The organism is Saccharopolyspora elongata (genome assembly GCF_004348985.1).
In the GTDB taxonomy this organism is placed as follows: domain Bacteria; phylum Actinomycetota; class Actinomycetes; order Mycobacteriales; family Pseudonocardiaceae; genus Saccharopolyspora; species Saccharopolyspora elongata.
The window spans coordinates 1-3170 of sequence record NZ_SMKW01000190.1 but is presented as its reverse complement, the minus strand read 5'-3'; the positions used below and the strand labels follow the sequence as shown (position 1 = coordinate 3170).

Annotated in this window: 3 protein-coding genes and 1 pseudogene; 3 read left to right on the top strand and 1 reads right to left on the bottom strand. The window is 65.7% G+C overall.

The window, feature by feature from the left end:
• Positions 1–129: 129 nt before the first annotated feature.
• From E1288_RS46115 to E1288_RS46105, 3 genes are all read left to right on the top strand, one after another.
• Positions 130–351 carry a hypothetical protein gene (locus E1288_RS46115; protein WP_132495641.1) on the top strand — a complete coding sequence of 74 codons (222 nt, stop codon included), beginning with the start codon at positions 130–132 and terminating at the stop codon, positions 349–351.
• 94 nt (positions 352–445) lie between these two features.
• Entirely contained in the window at positions 446–1279 is an 834-nt protein-coding gene (locus E1288_RS46110) for a GP88 family protein (protein ID WP_165968639.1), read from the top strand.
• Between the two features lie 46 nt (positions 1280–1325).
• A complete protein-coding gene (locus E1288_RS46105; RefSeq protein ID WP_235884305.1) occupies positions 1326–3047 on the top strand; it encodes a type IV secretory system conjugative DNA transfer family protein in 1722 nt (573 codons plus the stop codon).
• On the opposite strand, the pseudogene E1288_RS49675 reads toward E1288_RS46105, so the two are convergent.
• A pseudogene (locus E1288_RS49675) lies at positions 3031–3170 on the bottom strand (IS5/IS1182 family transposase); the annotation flags it as partial. The gene E1288_RS46105 and the pseudogene E1288_RS49675 overlap by 17 nt on opposite strands.

The window sequence follows — 3170 nt, the reverse complement described above, 5'->3', positions numbered from 1 at the left end:
GCGGATGCGCCGGCCTGACCATCTACGCCGTTCTCCGCGAACTGCAACGACTCCTCGTCGTCATGGCCGGCGCATGCCACATCTGCAAGCACCCCTTCAACAACACGAGTTAACAAAGCACTACTAGCCGTGCGCGGCATTCGCGGACTGATCCGGCTTTACACAGGCCGCGCCTGTCCTCGCCACAGCCTCGAGTATGCCCAGCTGATCACAGTGCACACCGATGGCGTGGCCACCACGGTCATCAACCTCGATCACTACCGCCGTCAGCGTCAACACCGCCATGAGGTCACACAGATCACGACTCACGAAGCGGCGAACGACCCCGAACCCGGCGACGACCCCGCATAGCCCACCACCAACACCGCCCCTCGGCAACGCATCGGATGGCAGTTCCGTCACCCCACGTTCTGTCCTTGCCTTTCCTTCCTGCAGAGGTACTCCTATGCCTTCTATCGAACCAGCTCACTCTTCGAGCTCTGCAAAGCCATCTCCTGTTAGTCCGAGGCGATTGCTTACCCAGAACAGAGAAATGCGTTCCATCGGAGCGTGGAACTGGACTTTGCCCGCCTGGGCGGGAAGATTGCCCGACGGACGTACCTACAACACCTGTCCGTCGGCAGGTGTGTGCCGAGAGGTCTGCTACGCCCGTCACGGCACCTACCTGTGGCCGGTCGTGCGAGCCAAGCACCACGCGAACCTGCAGTTCGTTCTCGATGACCTGCCCGGCTGGGAGCAGGCCATGCTCGGCGAGCTTGCAGCGGCCCGGTTCGGCGGCGGCTGGGTCCGGATTCACGATTCCGGCGACTTCTTTTCCGACGAATACCTGGCGTCGTGGCTGCGCATCATGCGCCAGCGAACAGGGGTGAATTTCTACTGCTATACCAGGGAAATTTGTCGCTTCAGAGCGCTCGTCGAACCTGACCCGCCTGCGAACTTCCTGTGGGTGTACTCCTACGGCGGCACACAGGACACCGAACTGACCGCCTCCGACCGCGTGGCCGACGTGTTCCCCGACGAAGCGTCCATCGAAGCCGCAGGATGGTCGTCGCAGGACGCCTCGGACCTGCTGGCTGTGCTCGGCCCCAAGCTAGTGGGAGTGCCGGCCAACCGTATCCCGCATTTCCTGCGTCGCTTGCAGGGCCGCCGGTTCTCCGAATGGCAAGCCGAGGTCGACGCCGAACGCCACACCCGCCACACCGCGCGGGTGCAGGCGATCACCAGCGTGCGATCCGCGCGCCTTCGAATGCCGCCTGAAACGGGATCGAAGGTGGCCTGACCCGCACTCGTGTACGAGCTCACTTCTTCGGGGAAGAGACGACATCATGATATTGCGACGCTCGGTTGTGGACAGTCTGGTCGGCGAGTTAATGACCGATCCGTGGGGCCTGATCCAGGCGCTCCTCACCACGGTATGGTCGTGGGTCCGTTCATGGGGTTTCGTCGCGTTGCCGGCACTGCTTGTCGTGGTGGTCGGATCGTGGATTCTGCATCGGTGGCGGTTTCTCCGGTGCCAGGACGCGCTGCATGAGAGGGCCCGGGTGGTGACGATCCTGGCACCGCCGACCGTCGACCCGGGCGGGGCACAAGCGGTGTGGTCGAACCTGGTGGGACTGCTGCGTCCGAAGCTACAGCGCCTGATGCGCGGGCAGCCGCAGCTGGCCTGGGAGTTTGTCTTCGATCACGACGGGCTCCAGATCCGGTTGTGGGTGCCGGGCACGGTCCCTCCCGGAATGGTCGAGCGTGCTATCGAGGCAGCCTGGCCCGGTGCGCACACCCGCAGTGCGCCCGCCAGCTCACCGCTGCCAGAGCCTACCGATCGGCACCGCCATCTGGCCACGGGGGGCGTGCTGCGCCTGGCCCGGTCGGAAGCGTTGCCGATCCGCTCGGAGTTCGACACCGATCCGATCCGGGCACTGCTCGGCGCACCGGTGGGCCTCGGGGTGCACGAGGTCGCCTGTGTGCAAGTCCTCGCGCGCCCGGTCACCGGACGTCGGGTCAAGCGTGCGCGGCGAGCCGCCCGGCACCTCGATGCCGGGCGGTCCACGCGGATGGTGGGCCTGATTCTCGATGTGATCACGCCCGGACCTACCCCCAGCGCGAAGAATCAGGCTGGGTTGCCGAAGCTTGATCCGCAGACCTCGCTGGAGTTCAACGCTCAGAACCGCGCCATCGTGTCCAAGCAGCGCGGATCCCAGTGGGAAACCATCATTCGGTACGCGGTCGCGACCACCGTGCCCACCGACATGCCCGCGGAGCAGGTCGCTCGACGCCGCCAGCAACTCCGAGGCAAGGCGCACGCGATCGCCAGCGCATTCTCCGTTTTCACCGAACACAATCACTACCGGCGCCGCCGGCTGGGTGCCCCATTGACGGCGATGGCTCAACGTCGATTGCGCCGCGGTGACCTGCTCTCGATTCCCGAACTGGCTGCCGTGGCGCATCTACCCACCGACGAGGGGCTGCCCGGCTTGGCCCGCGCCGGGGCGAAGGCCGTGCCTCCTCCGCCGAACACGCCCACCGAAGGCGAGCTCATCCGCCCCGTCGGGATCTCCGACACCGGCCACGCCCGCCCAGTCGGCCTGCAAGTCTCCGACGCTCGCCATCACCTCCACGTCCTTGGCGCCACCGGCAGCGGGAAGTCGACGATTCTGGCGCGGATGATCCTCGCCGACGCCGAACACGGCCGCGGCGCAGTGGTCATCGATCCCAAAGGCGACCTCATCACCGACGTGCTGCAACGGCTCCCTGAGCACGCCGCCGAGAAGGTCGTGCTCTTCGACGCCGACACCCGAGGCCCAGTGCCCTGCCTCAACCCGCTGGAAGGGCCGAAAGAAGCCGCCGTCGACAACCTCGTGTCGGTGTTCTCCCGGGTGTTCTCGTCAGCGTGGGGCCCACGTACCGAGGACATTCTGCGGGCAGGGTGCCTGTCGCTACGGGCTGTCTCGGAGGCACCGACTCTGGCGAAGCTGCCCGACTTGCTCACCGACCCCACGACCCGGGCACGGCATCAGGAGAAACTAAGGGTTCCTAACAAAGGGTCTTGATGTGTCGGTAGCAGATGATGCAGGTGGCCAGGCCGAGGAACGCTTCGTGGATGTCGTCGCGGCGTTCCCAGCGGATGCGGAGGCGTCGCATGCCGTGGTACCAGGCGATTGTGCGCTCGACGA

Excerpts from the sequence above, each read along its gene's own strand:
- E1288_RS46105 (WP_235884305.1), top strand. The coding sequence starts at position 1,326 with ATGATATTGCGACGCTCGGTTGTGGACAGTCTGGTCGGCGAGTTAATG.
- E1288_RS46110 (WP_165968639.1), top strand. The coding sequence starts at position 446 with ATGCCTTCTATCGAACCAGCTCACTCTTCGAGCTCTGCAAAGCCATCT.